This is a genomic window from Rhodococcus sp. 14-2483-1-1 (genome assembly GCF_002259335.1).
In the GTDB taxonomy this organism is placed as follows: domain Bacteria; phylum Actinomycetota; class Actinomycetes; order Mycobacteriales; family Mycobacteriaceae; genus Rhodococcoides.
The window spans coordinates 272,179-289,574 of record NZ_NPFX01000011.1; the positions used below are offsets into that span (position 1 = coordinate 272,179).

Annotated in this window: 24 protein-coding genes; 12 read left to right on the forward strand and 12 right to left on the reverse strand. The window is 63.3% G+C overall.

The window, feature by feature from the left end; genetic code table 11:
- Positions 1 to 3 precede the first annotated feature (3 nt).
- The 4 genes from CH294_RS10065 to CH294_RS10080 are packed head-to-tail and all read left to right on the forward strand — an operon-like array spanning position 4 to position 2,949.
- Complete coding sequence (locus CH294_RS10065) at positions 4 to 237, forward strand: RNA-binding S4 domain-containing protein (protein WP_032401604.1); 234 nt, start codon at positions 4 to 6, stop codon at positions 235 to 237.
- On the forward strand, positions 234 to 971 hold the full coding sequence (locus tag CH294_RS10070; RefSeq protein ID WP_037174905.1) for a class I SAM-dependent methyltransferase: 738 nt from the start codon (positions 234 to 236) through the stop codon (positions 969 to 971). Before CH294_RS10065 ends, CH294_RS10070 begins: the two co-directional genes overlap by 4 nt.
- Positions 968 to 2,485: an NAD(P)/FAD-dependent oxidoreductase gene (locus CH294_RS10075; RefSeq protein ID WP_094737806.1), complete on the forward strand. Its 1,518-nt coding sequence runs from the start codon at positions 968 to 970 to the stop codon at positions 2,483 to 2,485. Before CH294_RS10070 ends, CH294_RS10075 begins: the two co-directional genes overlap by 4 nt.
- Positions 2,482 to 2,949, forward strand: coding sequence for a GNAT family N-acetyltransferase (locus CH294_RS10080; RefSeq protein ID WP_349290430.1), 468 nt, complete (start codon positions 2,482 to 2,484; stop codon positions 2,947 to 2,949). Before CH294_RS10075 ends, CH294_RS10080 begins: the two co-directional genes overlap by 4 nt.
- Positions 2,950 to 3,001: 52 nt before the next feature.
- Here the strand turns inward: CH294_RS10080 and CH294_RS27455 are convergent, their stop codons facing one another.
- Both CH294_RS27455 and CH294_RS10090 read right to left on the reverse strand, forming a co-directional pair.
- The gene (locus CH294_RS27455) at positions 3,002 to 3,175 is read right to left on the reverse strand and encodes a hypothetical protein (RefSeq protein ID WP_170944664.1); all 174 of its coding nucleotides are present in this window, start codon (positions 3,173 to 3,175) and stop codon (positions 3,002 to 3,004) included.
- Between the two features lie 38 nt (positions 3,176 to 3,213).
- Entirely contained in the window at positions 3,214 to 3,663 is a 450-nt protein-coding gene (locus CH294_RS10090; protein ID WP_170944665.1) for an Hsp20/alpha crystallin family protein, read from the reverse strand.
- Between the two features lie 229 nt (positions 3,664 to 3,892).
- Between CH294_RS10090 and CH294_RS10095 the strand changes: the two genes are divergently transcribed.
- Both CH294_RS10095 and CH294_RS10100 read left to right on the forward strand, forming a co-directional pair.
- Positions 3,893 to 4,237 (forward strand): metalloregulator ArsR/SmtB family transcription factor, encoded by a 345-nt coding sequence (locus CH294_RS10095; protein WP_094737808.1) that lies wholly within the window; start codon positions 3,893 to 3,895, stop codon positions 4,235 to 4,237.
- Entirely contained in the window at positions 4,234 to 4,722 is a 489-nt protein-coding gene (locus CH294_RS10100) for an SRPBCC family protein (protein WP_094737809.1), read from the forward strand. Before CH294_RS10095 ends, CH294_RS10100 begins: the two co-directional genes overlap by 4 nt.
- On the opposite strand, the gene CH294_RS10105 is transcribed toward CH294_RS10100, so the two are convergent.
- The 4 genes from CH294_RS10105 to CH294_RS10120 all read right to left on the reverse strand — a co-directional run bounded on the left by CH294_RS10105 (position 4,706) and on the right by CH294_RS10120 (position 7,326).
- On the reverse strand, positions 4,706 to 5,110 hold the full coding sequence (locus CH294_RS10105; RefSeq protein WP_212709781.1) for a VOC family protein: 405 nt from the start codon (positions 5,108 to 5,110) through the stop codon (positions 4,706 to 4,708). The two genes, CH294_RS10100 and CH294_RS10105, sit on opposite strands and share 17 nt — an antisense overlap.
- Positions 5,111 to 6,130 carry a DUF5914 domain-containing protein gene (locus tag CH294_RS10110; RefSeq protein WP_032401598.1) on the reverse strand — a complete coding sequence of 340 codons (1,020 nt, stop codon included), beginning with the start codon at positions 6,128 to 6,130 and terminating at the stop codon, positions 5,111 to 5,113. It lies immediately after the preceding gene.
- Positions 6,131 to 6,319: 189 nt separating this feature from the next.
- Positions 6,320 to 6,631: an AzlD domain-containing protein gene (locus tag CH294_RS10115; RefSeq protein ID WP_094737810.1), complete on the reverse strand. Its 312-nt coding sequence runs from the start codon at positions 6,629 to 6,631 to the stop codon at positions 6,320 to 6,322.
- Positions 6,628 to 7,326, reverse strand: a complete 699-nt coding sequence (locus tag CH294_RS10120) for an AzlC family ABC transporter permease (protein ID WP_094737811.1) — start codon at positions 7,324 to 7,326, stop codon at positions 6,628 to 6,630. The genes CH294_RS10115 and CH294_RS10120 overlap by 4 nt, the downstream gene beginning before the upstream one ends.
- Positions 7,327 to 7,392: 66 nt before the next feature.
- Here CH294_RS10120 and CH294_RS10125 point away from each other — a divergent pair, with 66 nt between their 5' ends.
- On the forward strand, positions 7,393 to 7,950 hold the full coding sequence (locus CH294_RS10125; RefSeq protein ID WP_032378835.1) for an XRE family transcriptional regulator: 558 nt from the start codon (positions 7,393 to 7,395) through the stop codon (positions 7,948 to 7,950).
- A gap of 167 nt (positions 7,951 to 8,117) precedes the next feature.
- Positions 8,118 to 8,945: an SDR family oxidoreductase gene (locus CH294_RS10130; RefSeq protein WP_094737812.1), complete on the forward strand. Its 828-nt coding sequence runs from the start codon at positions 8,118 to 8,120 to the stop codon at positions 8,943 to 8,945.
- An 84-nt stretch (positions 8,946 to 9,029) separates the two neighbouring features.
- Here the strand turns inward: CH294_RS10130 and CH294_RS10135 are convergent, their stop codons facing one another.
- The 4 genes from CH294_RS10135 to CH294_RS10150 form a co-directional block, all read right to left on the reverse strand.
- The gene (locus tag CH294_RS10135) at positions 9,030 to 9,638 is read right to left on the reverse strand and encodes a response regulator transcription factor (protein WP_094737813.1); all 609 of its coding nucleotides are present in this window, start codon (positions 9,636 to 9,638) and stop codon (positions 9,030 to 9,032) included.
- The gene (locus CH294_RS10140; protein ID WP_141216480.1) at positions 9,635 to 10,780 is read right to left on the reverse strand and encodes a histidine kinase; all 1,146 of its coding nucleotides are present in this window, start codon (positions 10,778 to 10,780) and stop codon (positions 9,635 to 9,637) included. The genes CH294_RS10135 and CH294_RS10140 overlap by 4 nt, the downstream gene beginning before the upstream one ends.
- 74 nt (positions 10,781 to 10,854) lie before the next feature.
- On the reverse strand, positions 10,855 to 11,637 hold the full coding sequence (locus CH294_RS10145; protein WP_094737815.1) for an ABC transporter permease: 783 nt from the start codon (positions 11,635 to 11,637) through the stop codon (positions 10,855 to 10,857).
- A 9-nt stretch (positions 11,638 to 11,646) separates the two neighbouring features.
- A complete protein-coding gene (locus CH294_RS10150; protein WP_094737816.1) occupies positions 11,647 to 12,594 on the reverse strand; it encodes an ABC transporter ATP-binding protein in 948 nt (315 codons plus the stop codon).
- A 280-nt stretch (positions 12,595 to 12,874) separates the two neighbouring features.
- Here CH294_RS10150 and CH294_RS10155 point away from each other — a divergent pair, with 280 nt between their 5' ends.
- Both CH294_RS10155 and CH294_RS27790 read left to right on the forward strand, forming a co-directional pair.
- Complete coding sequence (locus CH294_RS10155) at positions 12,875 to 13,390, forward strand: hypothetical protein (RefSeq protein ID WP_094737817.1); 516 nt, start codon at positions 12,875 to 12,877, stop codon at positions 13,388 to 13,390.
- Positions 13,391 to 13,777: 387 nt separating this feature from the next.
- The gene (locus CH294_RS27790; RefSeq protein ID WP_249305204.1) at positions 13,778 to 14,239 is read left to right on the forward strand and encodes an ATP-binding cassette domain-containing protein; all 462 of its coding nucleotides are present in this window, start codon (positions 13,778 to 13,780) and stop codon (positions 14,237 to 14,239) included.
- Here CH294_RS27790 and CH294_RS10165 read toward each other — a convergent pair.
- Together CH294_RS10165 and CH294_RS10170 are read right to left on the reverse strand one after the other, a co-directional pair.
- Complete coding sequence (locus CH294_RS10165; RefSeq protein WP_094737818.1) at positions 14,214 to 14,600, reverse strand: hypothetical protein; 387 nt, start codon at positions 14,598 to 14,600, stop codon at positions 14,214 to 14,216. The two genes, CH294_RS27790 and CH294_RS10165, sit on opposite strands and share 26 nt — an antisense overlap.
- Before the next feature lie 27 nt (positions 14,601 to 14,627).
- A complete protein-coding gene (locus CH294_RS10170) occupies positions 14,628 to 15,149 on the reverse strand; it encodes a DUF3558 family protein (protein ID WP_249305205.1) in 522 nt (173 codons plus the stop codon).
- A gap of 142 nt (positions 15,150 to 15,291) precedes the next feature.
- On the opposite strand from CH294_RS10170, the gene CH294_RS10175 reads away from it, so the two are divergent.
- Positions 15,292 to 15,882: a hypothetical protein gene (locus CH294_RS10175; RefSeq protein ID WP_094737819.1), complete on the forward strand. Its 591-nt coding sequence runs from the start codon at positions 15,292 to 15,294 to the stop codon at positions 15,880 to 15,882.
- A 248-nt stretch (positions 15,883 to 16,130) separates the two neighbouring features.
- Complete coding sequence (locus CH294_RS10180; protein WP_094737820.1) at positions 16,131 to 17,387, forward strand: reverse transcriptase family protein; 1,257 nt, start codon at positions 16,131 to 16,133, stop codon at positions 17,385 to 17,387.
- Positions 17,388 to 17,396: the final 9 nt, after the last annotated feature.

Genomic DNA, 17,396 nt, shown 5'->3' on the forward strand with positions numbered 1-17,396 from the left:
GCCATGTCCGACGCACACGATGTCCCCATTCGCGACGAATCGATCAGATTGGGTCAGTTCCTCAAGCTCGCCAACCTCATCGAATCCGGTGCCGAGGCGAAGGGCGTCATCGCCGACGGTCTGGTGAGCGTCAACGGCGACGTCGATGTGCGGCGCGGACGGCAGTTGCAGCACGGTGATGTCGTAACGGTCCAAGGTGGGCCCTCTGCCCGCGTGAGCAAGGAAGAGGCACTGTGAAGGTCGGTAAGAGCGGACTGCCGCGTAACGAAGTTCCCGGAGCATTCGACGTCGGTGCGAAGGCGTACGACCGACTGGTCGGAGCGAACCCCGGCTATCACGAACATCTGCTCAAGTCAGCTCAGCGCCTGCGGATCCCCGATCTCGGTGCGGGCCTGCGTCTGCTCGACATCGGTTGCGGCACGGGCGCATCCACAGCCGCGCTGCTCGAAGCCGCACCGCACGCGGAGATCGTCGCTGCCGACGCGTCTGCCGAAATGCTCGAGGTGGCCCGTAGCAAGGACTGGCCGGCGAACGTGACGTTCGTGCACTCGCGTGTCGAGGACCTGGCGGTCAACGGGGTCGACGGCCCGTTCGACGCAATCCTGGCCGCGTATCTCATCAGGAATGTCGACGAACCCGACACCGAGCTCAAATCGCTTCTGTCGCTGCTCCGCCCGGGCTCGACCATCGCATTCCACGAGTACTCGGTACACGATTCGCTGCGAGCCAGGATCTCCTGGAACGTGGTCAGTTGGGGCATCATCATTCCGCTCGGTTGGCTGGCGACGCGCGACGCCACCCTGTACCGGCACCTGTGGCGCAGTGTCGTGACCTTCGACGGTGCCTCTGCCTTCATGCGGCGAATGCAGCGTGCGGGTTACACCGGCGTCGCCAGAGAGACGATGACCGGATGGCAGAACGGTGTGGTGCACACGTTCCTCGGCTCCCGGCCCGCGGAGGAAGAGCGTTGACCGATTCCAAGAAGGTCACCCATGCTGCGCCGCAGGGGTATTCCGATGCCGGTCAGTTGGCCGACGTTCCACATGTGGTGGTGGTCGGCGGCGGTATCGCCGGACTGAGCGCCGCAACCGCCCTGGCCGAGCGCGGCGTGAAGGTGCACGTGGTCGAGCGCGAGAGCTACCTCGGTGGCCGCGTCGGCGGGTGGGATACGACGCTGGAGGACGGCTCGCCCGCGACAATGAGCCGCGGCTTCCACGCATTCTTTCGTCAGTACTACAACCTCCGAAACCTGTTGCGCCGCACAGATCCGGGGTTGGCTCGGTTGCGTCCGGTGGACGATTACCCGTTGATCGACGGCGACGGCCGGATCGACGGATTCAAGGGGCTACCGGATACGCCGCCGCTCAACGCCTTCGCGTTTGTCAAGCGTAGTCCGACGTTCCGGTGGAAGGACCTCACCGACCTCAACGGTATTGCGGCACTGCCGCTGATGACGGTGAGCGTGCCGAAGACCTTCGACGAGCTGGACACCACTCCGGCCGCAGAGTTTTTGCGCAACATCAACTTTCCCGAGGCAGCGCGTCATCTGGCGTTCGGGGTGTTCTCGCGTAGCTTCTTCGCCGATCCCGAGAAGATGTCGGCTGCCGAGCTGGCGATGATGTTCCACATCTACTTCCTGGGTTCTTCCGAGGGGCTGATCTTCGACGTTCCCCGTGACCCGTATCCACGGGCGCTGTGGAATCCGTTGGGTGAGTACCTCACCGGGCTCGGTGTCGAGATCAGAACGTCGACACCGTGTGGCGAGATCACCCGCGGCGGCCTCCGCAAGTTCCGCGTCGATGCCGGCGGGATCATCGACGCCGACGCCGTGGTCCTCGCTACCGACATCGCCGGATTGCAGCGAGTGCTCGCGCAGTCACCCGAACTCGGGACGTCCGCGTGGCGGGAACAGATTGCCGCGCTGCAGAACACACCGCCGTTCCTGGTTCACCGAGTGTGGCTGAGCAAGCCGGTCAACGCAGATCGCCCAGCCTTCATCGGCACCGGCGGAATGCCGCCGATCGACAACATCAGTGTGCTCGAACGTTTCGAGGACGAGGCCGCGCAGTGGGCTGCCCGCACCGGCGGCTCCGTCGTCGAACTGCACGCCTACGCCGCCGAGGAATCCGAGGAAGTCACCCGCGCGCAACTGATGGATCGGATGCACGAGATCTATCCGGAAACGGCTGCGGCAGAAGTGATTGCCGAGCGGTCCGAATGGCGAGACGACTGCCCCATGTTCGGACTCGGAGCGTTCGCCGAGCGGCCTACGGTCCGCACTCCCGAACCTGCGCTGGTCCTCGCGGGCGACGGCATCCGCATCGATCTGCCCGTGGCGTTGATGGAGCGCGCAGCCACCACAGGGTTGCAAGCTGCCAACACCCTTCTGTCGAGCTGGGGTATCGCGGGACATGACATCGAAACAGTGCCCACAAGTGGAAGATTCAAGATGTTCGACGCCATCGAAAAGCTCATGAATCGGTGACGTCGGAGATGCGGATCGAGGTCGACGATCTGTCGCGTCCGGAAGTCCGTGCACTGCTCACCGAGCATCTCACGGACATGCACGCCACCTCGCCTGCCGAGAGTGTGCACGCCCTCGATCTGTCCGGCCTGAGCGGACCGGACGTCACTGTGTGGACTGCCTGGGCGGTGGATGCACTGCTGGGAATCGTTGCTGTGAAGGAGCTTTCACCCGATCACGGCGAGCTGAAGTCGATGCGCACGTCGGCGGCGGCGCGAGGTCGCGGAGTGGCGTCGAGTCTGCTCGTTCGCGTGCTCGACGATGCGCGTCGACGCGGATACGGCCGGGTGAGCCTGGAAACGGGAACGCAGGACTACTTCGCTGCGGCCCGCAGGCTGTATGTGCGCCACGGATTCGTCGAGTGTCCGCCCTTCGGGGACTACGTGCTGGATCCGTCCAGCACGTTCTACTCGTTGTCGCTGTAGGGGTTCCGACGAAGAGGGCCGGCACCGAGTGTTCGGTGCCGGCCCCCTCTCGTCACGCTGCTTGCTGCGTATGCGGGTAGAGATCGTCGTCGAGGGGCTCGGCTCGACACTGATCGACCACATCAGCCGTCGAGCATTCCCTCATGCTCGTCTCGACGCCTACCACCGTGCGCCACCAGTGCTCACGATCTGTCGATTCCGCCCACACCACTGCATCGGATTCCATGCGCATCACCCCCACTGCCGTGTCGTGGTCGGTTCGATTCAGGCCGGCTCGTGTTCGATGGACTTCTGCTCGCTGGTCGACTCGGTGCGAGCAATGTCGATCTTTCGAGGTTTCGCACGCTCTGCGAGCGGAATCGTCACCGACAGGACGCCGTTGTCGTAGGACGCAGCGATACGCTCGGTGTCCACGCCATCACCGAGTGAGACCTGGCGGCGATAGGTTCCGGCAAAGCGCTCCGAGGAAATCCACTGCACACCAGAGCTTTCCGGTACCGAACGATGAGCGGTGAGCGTCAAGGTGCCGCGATCGACGTCGACGTCGATGGATCCGGGGTCGATGCCTGGCAGATCGGCACTGAGTACGTAGTGATCATCGACCTTGTAGAGATCCATCGGCATGAATCGTGGGGCGCGGTCCGAACCGGAAGAGACACCCAGCATCGCCGAAGCCAGTGAATCGACGTCACGGAACGGATCGAATCGAAGCACAGCAACCACCTCCTGTACGCAGATGCGCTCACCCCTGTGGCGAGTCGCTCCTCAACTGTGCAGAACAGAAATTAGCACTCTCACCCTTGGAGTGCCAAGAGTCTGCGAGCAGTTTCTCGAGAAATTTTCAGCTCCAATAGTGTTGCGGCGCAGCAGGGGTCGAGTTCCTGCATGACGTCGCCGACACTTAGCCCTTGCGCTAAGTATTACTGCGGCGATAGTGTGCCTTATGGCTCAGTATCCGGAACTTCTCGACGACGTTTTCCAAGCCTTGGCCGATCCGACACGGCGCGCGGTTCTGGGTCGGCTCGGGTCGGGACCGGCAACTGTGGGCGAGCTCGCCGAACCGTTCGACATGACCCTGCCGTCCTTCATGAAGCATATTCGTCTGCTCGAGCGCAGTGGCTGGATAAGCACGCGCAAGGTCGGTCGAGTGCGCGCATGCACGATCGAGCGAGCCAACTTGGACGTCGCCGGTCACTGGCTACAAGAACAGCGGGCCGTCTGGGAATCCCGCACCGATCGCCTCGAACACTTCGTCACCGACACCTCGAAAGAAAGTGAAACGCAATGACATCGATCGATCCTGCTCTGGACCTGACCATCTCCCGCGTCATCAAGGCACCACGCGCAGCAGTCTGGAGTGCGTGGACGGACCCGTCGAAATTCGAGAAGTGGTGGATTCCCGCTCCCGCGCTGTGCCGCGTCGATGCCTGGGATCCGAAGCCCGGTGGCGCATTCCGCACACTGATCAGTGAGTCCGGCGGACCTTACGAGCCTCATATCGACGGTTGTTTCCTCGCCGTCGACGACGGTGAGCGCATCGTGTTCACGAATTCACTCGTCGAGGGATGGCGGCCCGCACCGCAGTTGTTCATGACCGCGGTGATCACGTTCGCTGATCATCCCCACGGAACGGATTACCGCGCCCACGTGATGCACCGCAACGAAGAGGATCGAAAGATGCACGAGGAGTACGGTTTCTTCGACGGTTGGGGAACCGTCATCGGTCAACTGGCCGAGTTCGTCGAGGGTCAGGTGGTCAAAGATCCCACGTAGTGCGGAAGCCCGGTTCGGCTGAGCGGTCGACCAGTTCGATGTTTGCTCCGATGCTGTCGATCCGGTGATAGCTGAACGGCCGGCCGAGTGGGCAGGCATCGAACACGGTTTGTCCGACGCCGTCCAGGGCCGTGCGGTCCAAGTCCATGCTGTCGGACCAGAAGCCGAGGTGGTGGAATCGAGGGCCCGTCGTGCAGTCCCATGGACTACCGGGTGGGCCCTCGATCAACTCGAAATGTGGAGCGGCGATGGAGAATACGATGCGATAGGTCCACTCGCCCAGCGTGCCTGTACGAGGCGCTCGCCACCGTGCACCGGTCGTCGCCGACAGGTCCGACATCGCCGCGTCGAGATCCTGCACGGCGAAGCACACGTGGTAGAGCTGCACTCAGGCCCGGCCCGTCGAGCGCAGTTCGTAGCGGCGTTCGGCGTAGTCGAGGTCGTCCTTCCACAAGCGTGCGGCGGTGAAGTTCATCGCCGGTCGCAGCAGTCCGGATACCTTGCGCGCCATCTGGAAGCCCGGGCGATCGGAGCTGGCGATCGTGGCCTCGATGACGGCCGTACGCGGCGTGCCGTCGGCTGCTGGGGCCAGTGGCGTCGCATGCGTTTCGACGACGCTGCCCGCGCCTTCGCCGTCGAGGATGCGCATGACGATGGTGCGGGGACCGGGGCAGACGAACTCGGCCCGTACCGGAACTCCGACGCCGCGACTGACTCTGAAGGTCACGTCGACGAGGAAGCGATCTTCCTCGTCGGGCACGTCGATCTCGGTGGGCGCACTGACCACCTTCAATCTCGCGAACGAGTACGGGTGGAACCACGCGCCGTGCCAAGGATCGAGGCGATTGGCGATGATGTCGTCGGGCTCGCACTTGCCGACAAGAGTGACCACGCCGGCGATGGCGGTCGAAGCGGGCGGGCGGATCGGGACCACGGGGACGGGTGTCGGCTCCTCACCGCCGAGCTCGTCGAGTCGCACCCAGACCAGAACTCCATCGTCGAATGCGGGAACCGGACGCCAACCTGCCTTGCCCTTCGGGCCGAGCGCCAGACCGTGCCAGCGACAGACCAGCGCGTCGCACTCGATCTTCGCGGTGTCCAGCGCAGCGCCGAGATGCGGACACGCGCCGGGGCCGATGTGCACTTTGCCCGCCGAGTCACGCCAGGCAACGAGTTCGGTGGTGCCCACGTAACGACCGAACGGCTTGTCGGCCTTGATGTCGCGACTAGCGGCGAACACGAACCAGTTGCCCGAGGTCCGCGTCTTTGCGCGCTTGAGAGCGGACTCGATGACCTGGGGATTCGCGCCTTTCCAGGTGGGCTCCTGCTTGGCCCACGACTCCGACGGCAACGGCTGCAGAGGCATCGTCTTCGGCCACCGTCGTCGTACTGCATCCAGCGCGGTCATTGCTGCTCCCAAAGTCGACAGTCGTTTTCCCGTGTTCCTCTTCCATTGTTCCCGTTCCCCGGTACTCGATGTGACATCTGGTGGCCTTTTCGGGGGTCAATGTCACATCGAGTGGACTTGGGTGTCGGTGTCGGCGAGCGCGGGGGACGGATTTGGGTGCGTCGGCGGATGTAGTTTGTGTGCGGATGGTCAGTTGACGCCGATCCAGCGCAGCCCCGCAGTGGTTGCTGCTGCGGCGATCACGATGACGACGAAGGGTGCTTTTCGCCAGGCGAGTATGCCCGCGACGGTGACGCCGATCGGGGCAGCGAAGCCCGCGAAGTCCTTGCCCACGAGCAGGGAGGAGGTGGCGACCAACGCGACGAACACCACGGCAACGGACGTGTTCATGACCCTGTCGATGCGCGGCGAGATGGTGATTCGCGTGCGCAGTGCCGGCCCAGCGATGCGGAGTGCGTAGGTGCCGACGATCAGTGCAATCAGCGGGATCGTGAGGTTCATGCGGGTTCCTTCTGTGTGCCAGGAGCAGTGGAGAGCATGGCCGGAACGACGGCGATCAACGAGAGGAGCACCGGCAGCCCACTGGGCAGGAGCATCGAGGCGACCAGGGCGATCACTGCGCCGACGAGGGCGGCATTGCGGGTAGCTCGGTCTCGGAGGGCAGGCATGATCAGTCCCAGCAGGATGGCCGGGAACGCCGCATCGAGTCCGAGCGCGGCGGTATCGGTGATTGCGCCACCGGCGAGCGTGCCGATCAGCACCCCGATGTTCCAGGTGACGAACAGTCCGATTCCGCACAGCCAGAACGCTGTTCGACGGCCGCCCTCGTCCTTTTCTGCGACGGTGAAGGCGACGGCCTCGTCGGTGATGAGGTGCGTGCCCAGAAGCCGCTTCAGCGGTGACACGTTCTCGAACACAGCTCCGATGGAGAAGCCGAGTGGAACCAGTCGAGTGTTGGCGAGTAGAGCGCTCGCGACTGCGGCGACGGGGTTGCCGCCGACGGCCAGTATGCCGACGAAGATGAATTGTGAGGAGCCCGCGAAGACCACCAGTGACATCACCACCGGTAGCCACAGCGGCAGGTCGGCGGCCACGGAGATCGCACCGAACGAGGCTCCGACGAGGGCGTCGGCCAGACAGACCAACGCGATGTCGCGGATGTTGACCCCCTGCAGGGTTCGCCATGTCGAACGCATGATCGTTATAGTGGACGATGTTAGGGTGTTCGTCAAATCAAACGTACGTACCGATGGAGTGAACGAATGGCGGATACCGGTCCACCGATAGCAGCTATCGCCGCAGCCCTCCAGCAGGAACGACGACGCGTCGGCCTCTCTCTGGCTGAGGTGGCCCGCCGCGCAGGAATCGCGAAATCGACACTGTCGCAACTGGAATCGGGCACCGGCAATCCCAGTCTCGAAACGCTCTGGGCGCTCAGCGTCACGCTGGGCGTGCCGTTCTCCAGACTGGTCGAGCCCGCGAAGCAGTCGGTCCGGCTGATCCGCGCGGGAGAAGGACCGAGATTCGCGTCGGACAGAGCGGACTACACAGCAACGCTGCTGGCGTCGTCACCGCCGAACGCCCGACGGGACATCTACCTGATCAGCGCGGACGTCGGCGAGCCGAGGCGCTCGGACCCGCACTCGCCGAATGTCGTCGAGCATGTGGTGCTCAGTGCAGGACGAGCCCTGGTGGGGCCGACGGGAGAGGCCGTCGAACTGGCTCCGGGCGACTACGTCGCCTACCCCGGAGATGTGCCGCACATCTTCGAGGCGCTGGAGCCGAACACCATGGCGGTGATGATCACCGAACACAGCTGACGTGCGGGGAATAGTCGGCGAAGGCACCTCGTTGGACTCTTTCGACGGCGTTCGCTTGGCAAGCCCCGGGCCTCACCCCATTTGTCGCTACGAGCGACCACTCGCCGAGAGGCGTTTGCAGCGGACGTCGTCCCTACTTTTGTCCGTGTAGCGAAGGGACGAGTTTCATGGCAGCGAAGACTTGGTTCATCACCGGTACATCCAAGGGGTTCGGACGCGAGTGGGTGATCGCAGCCCTCGAGCGCGGCGACCGCGTGGCGGCAACCGCCCGCAACACAGACACCTTGAAGGATCTCGTCGAGCAGTACGGCGATGCGATTCTGCCGATCGAACTGGATGTGAACGACCGTGCCGCCGACTTCGCGGCAGTCCAGCAGGCCTACGACACGTTCGGCTCACTCGACATCGTCATCAACAACGCCGGCTACGGCCAGTTCGGCATGATCGAGGAGATCTCCGAGGAGGACGCCCGCGCGCAGATCGAGACCAACGTCTTCGGAGCGCTGTGGGTCACGCAGGCGGCGCTGCCGTTCATGCGTGAGCAGGGGAGTGGCCACATCTTGCAGGTGTCGTCCATCGGCGGAATCTCCGCGTTCCCGAATGTCGGTGCGTACCACGCCTCCAAGTGGGCCCTCGAGGGCTTCAGTCAGGCGTTGGCCCAAGAGGTCGAAGACTTCGGTATCCACGTGACGCTGATCGAGCCGGGTGGGTTCTCCACCGACTGGTCCGGCCCGTCCGCGAAGAAGTCCACCGACATCGCCGCGTACGACCCGATTCGAGACAAGGCAGCGAAGCTGCGCAGTGCCCGGCAGGCAACTCCGGGTGATCCGAGCGCTACACGGTCGGCACTGCTCAAGGTGATCGACGCCGAAAAGCCGCCACTGCGAGTCTTTTTCGGCGATGCACCGCTCCAGATCGCGACGAAGGACTACGAGTCGCGTCTGGCCAACTGGCGCGAATGGCAGCCGGTGGCCGTCGAGGCGCACGGAGGCTGAATATTCAGCGGACCTGAAGGTTCACGATCGCATCCGATCGGCGGCTTCTCGCGCATCGAGATCGATCGTGAACGACCAGGTCCGCTACAGCCACCCGTTTTCGCGTGCGGTGCGGATGGCCTCGAGTCGGCTGCTTGCGCCCAACTTGGTGATGGTGCTCGAGAGGTAGTTGCGGACGGTACCGGGACTGAGAAACAGCCGTTCGCCGACCTGCTTCGTGGACAGGCCCTGGTCGACGAGTCTCAGCACGTCGAGTTCTCGGTCACGCAACGGATTCGGCCCGGCGCGCAGTGCCTCGGCAGCCAGGGCCGGATCAATGACGGTGTGCTTGGAGAACACGGCCTTGATGCCGGCGAAGAGGTGCACCGCGTCAGTGCTCTTGAGCAGGTACCCATTCGCTCCCGCGGCGAGGGCGTCGTGCACATGCCCACTGCCGGGTAGGGCAGTCAGCAGCAGCACCGGGGTGCGATCATTCAATGCTCGAAGGGCGGCGGTGGCCTGGATGCCTGTCATCCCGGGCATGTCGATGTCCATCAGGACCAGGTCCGGTCGCAAGCGAGAGACGGCATCGCATACTTCATCTCCTCGGGACACTCGTCCGACCACCTCGATGTCCGGGTCGGTGGACAACAACACCTCGAAGGCTTCGGCCAGTAGAGCGACGTCCTCGGCAAGCAACACGGTGATCGTCATGCATCGGCCCCCTTCCGCGGGATTGTTGCCACGACTCGAAACTCGGTGCCCGCTAACGTCTTACCGGCTGTGAAACTTCCTCCGACGTCTTCCACCTGACGGGTCAGTGCAGTGATCCCGGTTCCCGTACCTGCGTCGGTCTCCTCACGGGTGACGCCGTCGTTGGTGAACTCGAAGACGTCGCGTCCCCCCTCCGTGGAGACTCGAACGGTGCACCTGCGTGGGTGAGCATGCTTGAGCATGTTGGTGGACGATTCGCGTACGACCGCGGCGAAGATGCGGTCCACGTCGCTGCCCGGCGGGGCTTCCACCGAGGTGAGGCAGTCGATGCCCAGCCGGGCACACATCGCTTCGACGGTTGCCAGCTCCGAGATGAAGTCGTCGAGGATGGGTCCGCTGGTAATCCTCCGCAGATCGGCCTGACCACTGTTGAGGACCTCGTGCACATGCCCGAGCTGCTCGCGGGCCTTCTCCGGCTGATTCTCGAACATCTGCAGTGCAGCCTGATTGCGTAGCTGCGCGGTCACCAGAGTGCGGCCGATGACGTCATGCAAATCCCGCGAAATCCTATGTCGCTCAGCGTCGACCAGCAGTCGTGCGACCTGTTCACGTGATGCACGCAGCGCGTCGAGTGCGCGAGCAAGTTCGGTGAGTGCGATCAGCACAATGGTCACACCGAGGGTGAACAGCGTGATGATGAATGCTTCCAGAGGATCAGCCCGGTCCACGTCGACGGTGACGACCGTCGCGATAACGAATACTCCGCCGACGACCGCTGGCGCCCAGCGCCCACGCACCAGCGTTGACGAAATCGCCACCGACATGCCGCACATTTCCCACACCTCGGAAAGCGGGACCACGACCATGCCCAACGGAATCGCGATCCAGGCCGCGACAGTCAGCCGCGGATCGACGCGTCCGTGAACGAACATGCGCTGCGCCAGGACCATGACGCCAGCGACGAAGACGACGATCGACGCCGACAGTGCGGCAAGCCCGTATCCGATGCTTTCCCGATGATCGAACACCGTGGTGAGAGCGAAGAACGTGAATAGCGCGACGACGAACCAACTCGCAATGAACGCGACCAACGCGCTGGGGAACCGCTCGTCGCGTCGGGCATCGGTCGTCTGCGTGGTCACTGCCGTCACTTTCTCCGGGTAAGGAACCCACACTATGGACGACGCCTCCGCGCTGGGCAACCGTGACCTGCATGTCACTGGCGTCCGGTCGCCCCAGCAAATCGCCGGACGGCGGAGAAGGAGAATCCGAAGAACCAAGCCGCGACGTTGATGAGGGCACCTGCGAGCGAGGCGTGAGATCCGTCGAGGTTGTAGCCGTCGGTCAGCGCGTAGCGGGCCAGTGTCGCCACACCGTAGAGCGGTGTCACCTGTGCGACTGCGAGCATGCCGCCCGAGAGCGGGATGAAGATGTTGCCCAGGAAGGCGAGCCCGGTCATGACGACGCCGGGAACGTGGGTGACCACCTCGGGTGGCAGCAGCATCCCCAGCACCAGGCCGAGAGCGGAGAAGATGGCAGATCCGATCCAGGCCACGACGAGCCCGGTGATCCAGACGATCGCGTCGGCGCGGGCCCCGGTGAGTGCTCCGAGGATGCCGACCACGATGACCGGAATGGCCGCGTACACCTGGCAGGCGATGATGCGCGATGCGACGTAGCCGCCGGCACCCAAGGGCGACAGGCGAATTGTCCGCAGCCAGCCGTTGGCCTTCTCGTTCGAGATGCCCGCGGCCCGCGAGATGGTGCCGATCGACGCACCGTAGACGGCGATTCCGATCATCATCCAGGCCTGAAAGTTGCCGTGCGGCAGATCAACTCCGGCGCTGGGTTCCACGACGCGAAACAGGGCGAGGTAGAGCACGGCGGGCAGCGCGACGGTGAAGATCAGATTCTGTGGGGTGATCTGCCTACGGATGTCGTGCAGTACGAACGTGGGGTGTAGTCCGCGGCGGGGGCGTAGTGAGGTTGTAGTGGTCATTGAATGTCCTCAGTTCTGGTGAGTGCGGTCGGTCAGCGCCGAGAATGCTTCGTCGAGTGAGGCCGACACGATCGCGATATCGGTCGCGGAGGTCGACGTGCTCAGTGCGCGCACCACGGGGTCGGTATCGGTGCACACGAAGCGGAACCGGCCGTTGGCGAGTTCCTGCAGTCGCGAGCCGGTCTGCCCTGCAACGAATTCGGCCTCGGAGCGTGGCAGGTTGGCGTCGACGGTCCGATTGGAGACGGTGGCCTTGATCTGGTCCACCGTGCCGTCGGCGACGAGGGCGCCGTCGACGATGACGACGATTCGATCGGCGAAGTCCTGAGCCTCTTCGAGGTAGTGGGTTGCGAACATGACGGTGGTGCCGTTGGCTGCCTGTGCGTGCATCGCCTGCCAGAAGTGCTTGCGCGCAGTGGCGTCCATGCCGGCGGTCGGCTCGTCGAGCAGCAGTAGTTCGGGGTCGGACAGGAGCGCGAGAGCGAACCGCACCTTCTGCTGTTCGCCACCAGAGCATTTCGATACGCGTCGATTCACCAGATCACCGAGTCCGGCGCGGGTGATCGCGGCGGCAGGATCGGCCCCGATGTACAGCGAGCTCATCATCGCGACCAGTGCGCCGACGGTGACGTCGGGCAACAGTCCACCGGACTGCAGTACCGCGGCGCTGCGTCCTGTCGATGCGGCGGTCAGCGGATCGGTGCCGAGCACCTCGATGGTGCCGCCGTCCGGTTCGGTGAGTCCGAGGATCATGTCGATCGTCGTGCTCTTGCCTGCGCCATTCGGTCCGAGAAACGCCACAACCTGCCCGCGGGGAATCGAGAGGTTCAACTCGCGAACGGCGCGGAACTTCGAGCCCGTGGAGTCGCTGAACGACTTGTGGACACCGGTGGCGTGTACCGCGAGTGCTGTCTCGGTACCCACCGCCTCGGTGCGAGTCGAATTCTGCGTGATCATCTGCAATTCCCTTCGCTCTTTCGTCTGTGGATCTTCAGCCGTGTTCCTCGGCGACACATCAGACTCTCCACCTCGAAGAAAGCGCAGGTCAACGCCAATTGCCAGGTCGTTTCGGCCGTCATGGCGAACAGCTGACAACTGTCACGTGCAATTACGGACCAGGTGTCACGTAAGGGCCCTGATGCTGGGATTCACGCCCCTCGCGGGGATCTACACCGCCTAGAGCGGGCGTGAATGACGATGAAGGGCGTGGATTGGGTAGTGGACTTATCGTGGCGTGATGGAAATCGGATTCGACGCGGGTTCGTATACGGTCCGTGAGGTCGATGGCGGAGACACCACCGAGCGGTTCCTGGCCGTGTTCAACAGCAACCCCGAGTTCCTCGATGCGAGCACGTTGCACACCGGCGTCACCGTCTTCACCGAGGTGGATGTCGAGAAATTTCTCTGGCACAACACGGTCATGGAGAACTCTCACTGCCTGGTGATTCGTGCAGCAGAACGAATCGTGGGGGTCATGACGTTGCTGGTTCCGCATCCCCGCGAAGGTCAACCGTGGGTGGGGAGTCTGCTTGTCGACGGTGACCTGGAGCATGTACGTGTGGCGAATCCGGTGCTGGCGGAGCTCGAGCGCATTCTTGTGGCACAGGGGTGGACCCATGTGTTCGTGGGTCCGATGGTGAGCATGGTCGAGAGCATCGGATGGTGGCGTTCCCACGGTTACGAGCCCATCGAACGGCGTCTGGACAACGACAAACGCGAAGTCGATGTCCACCGAAAAACGTTGCGGTGCTAGCTTCCCGGAGTGAGCGCGGTGATGTTCGACGACGTCAGATCCTGAGTAGCCAGTGAGGAGCACAAGCGCCACTGCTGCCGGTATCGATCGACGTGCTCCACGCATCGCCTCACCTGTTCTCGCGAAAGCCCCATCTCCTTGGACGCAGGCCAGCTGTTTTCGGTTCCCGGGACGGGCCAGGTGCCAGCTACGCGCCTGATGCTGGGATTGCCGCCCTTCGTGGGGATCCACACCCCGTAGGAGGGGTGTATTTCACGATCCGGGGCGTGGATCGGGGGCCCGGCCATCGTAGGCTCATCGCCCGTCGCCGATGGTAGGGCTGACCCCCGAATATTGTGTAGTACGTGCGGCACTGTGCCGCGTCGACGAAACAGATTCAATTGCTGCATGATTCGACACGAAGCACCTGCGGTCCGGCTCGACGATGTTCGGAAGGTACACGGCGAGAGTCATCGCGCAGTCACAGCTCTCGGCGGGGTGTCGATGGACTTCGCGCGGGGTAGTTTCACTGCGATCATGGGCCCGTCGGGTTCGGGTAAGTCGACGCTGTTGCACTGCGCAGCAGGTCTGGACCGTCCGACCAGTGGCATCGTCATGATTGCGGGCACCGACATCGCCCAGCTCGACGAGAAGGCGCGCACCGGCGGCCGGCTTGTCTCAGGTGACCGAAACCGAGGTGGGTCTGCAGATGTCGTGGTCGACGGTGCTGTGGGTGGTCTCGGGATGTTGGGCTCTGGCGACGGCCGCAACCGTGCTGGTGACCCGACGGGGACTACGGGTACGGACCGGATAGACGTGGGTAACCGAGAATCTATGTGCGCATTCAGTTTTCTGGAGCGAGTGCACTGATGTTCGCGGATGTCCGGTCATCGGTATCGGCCGTCTCGTCGAAGTAGCGACGAAAGAGCATCCGCATCGATTCGATGACGTCGATGTGCTGCTGAAGAATGACATCGAGAGACCGATCGGTGCCGGTGGCGAGTCGACCAAACCGGGCCTGCAGGTCTTGGGCGGACTTCAAGTCGCCCCACTCTTGGAATTCGCCCAGCCGAATAGCTTTACGTTTCATGTCGTTGAGATGTGCGATGTAGGCGACGCAGGCTGCATCGCACTTGGCAGCGACTTCGAGAGGAATTGTGATGGTGCCGGCGTCGGCTTGGGCGTTGAGCTCCAGCCAATGTGCGATGAGGTCCGGCCCGGCTTCGGTCACAGTTTCTGCATCTTTCGGTCGATGGATCTAGCTGGGGATTTCTGAGTCGAGCCATGAGACCAGGGAATTTAGCTCCGTGCACGGGTCGTAGGGAGGGTTGCGGACCGTAGCATCAGTGATGATTGTCGCCCTTATCAATTGGATGCCCTCAGTGAAGGCAACACCGCAGTTCAGAGATGCGTCGGCACCGACTTGCTGATACTGGGTCGCGTCGCGAGTGCCCACCCGCACAGCCTGAAGCCGGTCAAAAGTAGCGGGATCGTGGAGGTATTCGATGCCTTCGAGTCCAGCGAAAATTGAAAAGTAGTACTTGTTGTTCGGCGGTCGATCTTCCCAACCGCAGATCTTGAATCCGTATTGATCGCGTCCAAAGATTCCCGACTCCTTGGTGTCGACGTTCAATCCCGCTCGCTCGATGGCTTCGTCGGGGATGGTGCAGGGATCCCATGGCGTAGTGGGTGTCGCGACGGTGGTGCTTGTCTCCACCCGCGGCGACGCTTCCCCTTCGGTGGTGCTCGAGCAGCCCGCGATCAGCAGAAGTGTCGCCATGATCGGGATCCATCGACGTGCCCTGCGCATTGCTCTTGTCCGTTCCTCGAGAACACCTACGTTCTTGGACGCAGCACAACCTGCGTCGGTTCCCGAGTGTCTGCGATTCGGGAGTCGCAGAATCTGTGACAGGCTGGCGGACGTGCAGGATTGCGACGACGGCAACCCGGGCCGTTTCGATGACTTCACATCTGTGCTGGTCGAGACGGATATCTACGGGGAACTGGATCTGATCTACCGGGACGACGAGGTGTGCGGTTCGTATCGCGAGGGCGTTCCCATGACCGTCACGATCTCTCGCACGGGGCTTCGGACCTCGGACACGACACCGATCGGGACGCGCAGCGCCGCAAACCTGCAGGCGAGCATCGACGGCCGCGACATTGTTCTCGATCCCGGCCGCGCGAGGCTCTTCAAGCGGTCCTACCGCGTCGGCATCCAGTACGGCGGACGTACTCTGACGCTGCGCGCCAAGAACCTGGAAGACAGTGTGCTGTTCGATGGTTCGTCGGATCGGGGCGACAACGAGTTCGGGGTGTTGACTCGCGTTTTCGGTGGAGGTGTCGATGTGTTGTGGTCGCTGCCTTTCAAGATGGTGAACAAGACGATCGAACCGCCGACGCCGTCCCGCGAAGATGCCCTCGTAGGCATCGTCGTCGCCGCAGCGTTCGGAACCGGTGGGCTGTCGTTGACGACCATCGTGATGGGCGCACTCGAATCGATCCTTCCGTGACGGTCCCGCGGGCAACGCGCTGACAGATCGGCCTCGATTTGGCATGGTGGAGGGATGCAGCGGCGCGTGGGCGAGAGTTGGTCCGCGGGACCGGTCTCAGGGGTAACCCCTGGGTACATCACGAGAATCGAGCACTGCGTCCGAAGCTGGTCTGCACGCTCCGCGTGCTTGGCAGCTCCGAGGACGAAAGATTTCGGTCGCCCCGCGCCGTTGCATGTCACAGCGCCGCACGTGATCGGTAAACATCCGTGACCGAGCGGGAGTTCACCCCGAAAGCAGCGGCGACACTGGCACGCCTGGCTGCCGAGGCCGAATGGACGCGGTCCGGACTGGAGGAGGCGTTCGAGCCACTCGTCCCGGCCAAGGCGTCATGGTTGGCGGATCGGGTCATCAACTTGTATCCGAGTCCGCCGTTCGACGAGGCATCGATTTTCGTTCTGCTGCGCGACCTTCCGTTCATTCCGGAACCGTCGGTATCGTCACAGAGACCGACTCGTAACAGTGACAAGCCCTGGCGATTCGACGTACCGCGGTACGAGACCACCGGCCAGCTGGCTCGGTCTCTCGACCTGACGATCTCCGAAATCGAATGGTTTGCCGACCTGCAGGGAAGGCTCCGTACTGCGCCGTTCCCGTTGCAGCACTATCGATCTGCGCGACTCGACAAACGTGAGGGCATTCGACTACTGGAGGTCCCGAAACCACGCCTGCGTGAGATTCAACGAAAGATACTGCGCCGCATACTCGATCGAATTCCTGCCCATCCAGCGGCGCATGGCTTTCGGAAGGCGCGCAGTCCGCGTACCTTCGCGATGCCGCATTCCGAACGCGATGTGGTGGTCTCGGTGGATCTCCGACGCTTCTTTCCGTCCATCGGGTTCGATCGAGTGGTCGCGATCTTCGAGGCGGTCGGCTACCCCAAGAGGGTTGCGGCGAATCTCGCCGCGCTCTGCACGACAGTCACCCCTGCCGGCGAATTGGTCGGGGTAGACCGTCCCACTGCGGCGCGGCTTCGCGCCACCCACTTGCCGCAGGGTGCGCCCACATCACCGGCGTTGGCGAATCTGGCTGCCCGACAACTCGATATCCGAGCCGCGGGCCTGGCCAGGTCCGTCGGTGCCCGCTACAGCCGATACGCCGACGATCTGGCGTTCTCCGGTGGTGCAGACATCGACGTCGACAGACTGCTGTGGCTGATTTCCCAGATCGCCCACGACGAAGGCTTCACCATTCATCCCGACAAGACCAGGGTTCGACGCGCTCATCAGCGACAACAGCTGACCGGGCTCGTCGTCAACTCGTGGCCGGCAGTGCCCGGAGAGGAGTACGACAATCTCAGGGCACTGCTGCACAACTGCATCAGCACCGGACCAGCCGAGCAGAACCTGCATGACCACAACGACTTTCGAGCACACGTCTACGGACGCATCGCCCGGATCGGCGAGACGAACGAAACGCGTCGAGCAAAGCTGCTGAGCATGGCGGCCCAGGTCGAGTGGGCCTGAAGCCGCAGT

Bases quoted from the DNA above. Each gene is read 5' to 3' on its own strand.
- CH294_RS10065 (WP_032401604.1), top strand. From the start codon at position 4: ATGTCCGACGCACACGATGTCCCCATTCGCGACGAATCGATCAGATTG.
- CH294_RS27455 (WP_170944664.1), bottom strand. From the start codon at position 3,175: ATGGAATCCGATGCAGTGGTGTGGGCGGAATCGACAGATCGTGAGCAC.
- CH294_RS10095 (WP_094737808.1), top strand. From the start codon at position 3,893: ATGGCTCAGTATCCGGAACTTCTCGACGACGTTTTCCAAGCCTTGGCC.
- CH294_RS10100 (WP_094737809.1), top strand. From the start codon at position 4,234: ATGACATCGATCGATCCTGCTCTGGACCTGACCATCTCCCGCGTCATC.
- CH294_RS10110 (WP_032401598.1), bottom strand. From the start codon at position 6,130: ATGACCGCGCTGGATGCAGTACGACGACGGTGGCCGAAGACGATGCCT.
- CH294_RS10115 (WP_094737810.1), bottom strand. From the start codon at position 6,631: ATGAACCTCACGATCCCGCTGATTGCACTGATCGTCGGCACCTACGCA.
- CH294_RS10120 (WP_094737811.1), bottom strand. From the start codon at position 7,326: ATGCGTTCGACATGGCGAACCCTGCAGGGGGTCAACATCCGCGACATC.
- CH294_RS10125 (WP_032378835.1), top strand. From the start codon at position 7,393: ATGGCGGATACCGGTCCACCGATAGCAGCTATCGCCGCAGCCCTCCAG.
- CH294_RS10130 (WP_094737812.1), top strand. From the start codon at position 8,118: ATGGCAGCGAAGACTTGGTTCATCACCGGTACATCCAAGGGGTTCGGA.
- CH294_RS10135 (WP_094737813.1), bottom strand. From the start codon at position 9,638: ATGACGATCACCGTGTTGCTTGCCGAGGACGTCGCTCTACTGGCCGAA.
- CH294_RS10145 (WP_094737815.1), bottom strand. From the start codon at position 11,637: ATGACCACTACAACCTCACTACGCCCCCGCCGCGGACTACACCCCACG.
- CH294_RS10150 (WP_094737816.1), bottom strand. From the start codon at position 12,594: ATGATCACGCAGAATTCGACTCGCACCGAGGCGGTGGGTACCGAGACA.
- CH294_RS10155 (WP_094737817.1), top strand. From the start codon at position 12,875: ATGGAAATCGGATTCGACGCGGGTTCGTATACGGTCCGTGAGGTCGAT.
- CH294_RS27790 (WP_249305204.1), top strand. From the start codon at position 13,778: ATGATTCGACACGAAGCACCTGCGGTCCGGCTCGACGATGTTCGGAAG.
- CH294_RS10170 (WP_249305205.1), bottom strand. From the start codon at position 15,149: ATGGCGACACTTCTGCTGATCGCGGGCTGCTCGAGCACCACCGAAGGG.